Raw genomic sequence first — 1,786 nt, 5'->3', positions numbered from 1 at the left:
AAAAAACGGGCGCAAATGTATGCTGATTTACAACGTGATTTTATGCAGAAAGGGCCTTATGCTTTTATCTATCAGACATATGTTTCTGTAGCGATGACACCTGATGTCAAAAAATGGGTTTGGAATAGTGCACCACGTATTTTTTATAGTGCAATTGAAAAATAAAAAGGTATCAGGTTTATAAAATATAAAAAAACATGGTCATGATATATTTGATGTATTGCAAAGCTCTTTAATACTTTGCAATACGTTGAATTCTATCGGGAATGGATTACCATGTTGTGTAGAGAATTTTGTTTCAAAACATTCTATTGGGAAGAGAGGTTATTTATTTCGATAAATTCTACGTATATAGATATTAATATTTGATATTTCAATTTATATGTATAAAAAGTAATAAATTTGTTTGTTGCAAAAGACAGGTGTAACGAATAAAGCAAAATTTAGTGTTTCTGAAAAAATGGGGACTTTATAAAATGTTTTGGTGAGAAAAACTGTTGTATGCGGGTACGTGGGGAAACATCAAGCTACTCTTCTCATACCTCAGGTTACATTCCTTATGACTTAAAATATGATAATCTATAGGTTCGAAGCTGTTATTTGATACGGAGTTATAATAAAGTTCGAATTTTCTTCTGAAGAAGGGTGAAAATGGTTACGAAAAAATTTATTCAGGATCATCAAAATATCAAATTGTTTTGAGGCTTTTGAAGCAATTAGAGTAGCGCTTTGATGATACTTTTTAGAAAATCGCAAGAAGAAACTTGAAAAAGAAATCTTTTTAATGAAGCAAGGAAGGATTTTGGTCTGATATGCTCTGAATTATAAGTGCCGTGATGTCGTGTGCTATCGTGCGTGATAGCTTCATTTTAATCAGATCGTTTTGCGTTGCATATGTTCGTTTGTTCTATACGTATTTGGGAGGGAAGGAGCTTTTGAAAAGTGGCTGCTGCTTTTAGAGATTTTGATATTTTACCTCTAGGAGGCGTGTTTTCTAAGCATGATCTTATCATTTTTGCATGTTGTCACATGAGAAGTTATACAATAACCTTAAATCTTAAAAGGAAAATTCTATGAACGGGAAAAGAAAAATATTGAAAAAGGGCAGTTCTTTTGTTTCTGCTGTTCTTGCAATGGGGATGTTTGTGCAACAAGTTTCAGCGAAAACACCTGCCGATACGCTTGTGATGGCTTGGAATCTTGATACAATAAGTACATTTGATCCCGCACAAATCAATGACCGTTATGGTAATGAAGTTCTTGTTAATGTTTGTGATAATTTAGTCGTTTCTGCTACAGATGATGCTGCTAAAATGGTTCCTTCTTTAGCGAAGAGTTGGGATGTTTCAAGTGATGATCAGAGTACGGTGATTACTTTTCACTTGCGTGATGGTTTAAAGTTCAATGATGGTCGTCCTGCGAATGCTAATGATCTTATTTGGAGCATGAAGCGGGTTGTTCAATTGAAGATGGCTACTGCGGCGACATTTAATGAATATGGGATTACAGAACAAAACGTTGATGAGGCTTTTCAAGCACCGGACGACAAAACGGTTGTGATGAAATTTGATAAACCTTATCCAGCAGAGCTCATTCTTAGCCATTTTGCCACTAGTCGTACTCTTGCTTTGCTTGATCGTGAGACACTCATGAAACACGAAAAAAATGGTGATATGGGAAACCGGTATTTGGCAAGCCATTCTGCTTGCGTTGGTCCTTATCAGCTAGAGAGTTGGCGCCCTGGAGAAGGAATTTTGTTGCGTGCAAGCTCCAATTATTGGGGGGA

The 1,786-nt window shown here is 35.8% G+C and carries 1 protein-coding gene and 1 pseudogene; both read left to right on the top strand.

From position 1 onward, the window contains the following. A pseudogene (locus ACFINX_RS09930) lies at positions 1–165 on the top strand (ABC transporter substrate-binding protein); the annotation flags it as partial. 908 nt (positions 166–1,073) lie between these two features. After that, positions 1,074–1,786: ABC transporter substrate-binding protein (locus ACFINX_RS09925; RefSeq protein ID WP_375621876.1), on the top strand; the 713-nt coding region annotated here is incomplete at its 3' end.

This window comes from Bartonella sp. AP36NXGY (assembly GCF_042195865.1).
Classification (GTDB): Bacteria; Pseudomonadota; Alphaproteobacteria; order Rhizobiales; family Rhizobiaceae; genus Bartonella.
The sequence above is the reverse complement of the archived record's forward strand: the minus strand, read 5'-3'. Positions and strand labels throughout refer to the sequence as shown.